The organism is Cyclobacterium qasimii M12-11B (assembly GCF_000427295.1).
Taxonomy (GTDB): Bacteria; Bacteroidota; Bacteroidia; order Cytophagales; family Cyclobacteriaceae; genus Cyclobacterium; species Cyclobacterium qasimii.
In genome coordinates, this window is sequence record NZ_ATNM01000171.1 from 1 (window position 1) to 728 (window position 728).

Consider the following 728-nt stretch of genomic DNA (forward strand, 5'->3'; position numbering starts at 1 on the left):
GGGCGCAGTTCCGGGCTGATGGGCATCGGCCAGAATGGCTCACCCACCCGATCTGCAACCGCGACTACCTGATTGACGAGATCCTTATCGCCCATAGCGCCGGCGTAGCGGTTTCCGAGAGCGACCACGGCGGCACCGGTAAGCGTGGCGATATCCACAATGGCATCAGGGTTCTCTTCGCTGGCAACGACAAGGCCATCCGCCATGACGAGGCGACCCTCAGCATCCGTATTGAGCACTTCGACAGTCTTGCCGCCACGAATAGTCAATACATCGTTGGGACGTATGGCGGTCCCGGATGGCATGTTCTCGGCTAGGCACAGCCACGCCGTGAGCCGCACGTTGGTGCCGAGCTTCGCGCAAGCCTCAACAACGGCCATGACGGTTGCCGCGCCACTCATATCGAACTTCATGCCGATCATGCCGAGGCCTGGCTTCAGCGAAAGCCCTCCCGAATCGAAGGTGATTCCCTTGCCGACTAGCGCAAGATGTTTGGTAGCGCCGTCGGGGTTGTAGCTGAGCTTGACGAGACGCGGGCCTCGGCTCGAGCCCTGACCAACGCCGAGGATGCCGCCAAAGCCGCCCTCTTCGAGTTCTTTCTCTGCAAGAACTTCGACCTCTACATTGTCGAGTGCGGCAAGTTCACTGGCGCGATCCGCGAAAGTTGCGGGGTAAAGCTCACGAGGTGCTTCATTCACGAGGTCACGAGTCACATGAGTCGCGTAGGC

Annotated in this window: 1 protein-coding gene; it reads right to left on the minus strand. The window is 60.3% G+C overall.

The genetic code is table 11. The annotated features are described in order from the left end of the window. A partial coding sequence (locus ADICYQ_RS31360) for a M17 family metallopeptidase (RefSeq protein WP_235114839.1) occupies window positions 1-698 on the minus strand: 698 nt, incomplete at its 3' end. Window positions 699-728: the final 30 nt, after the last annotated feature.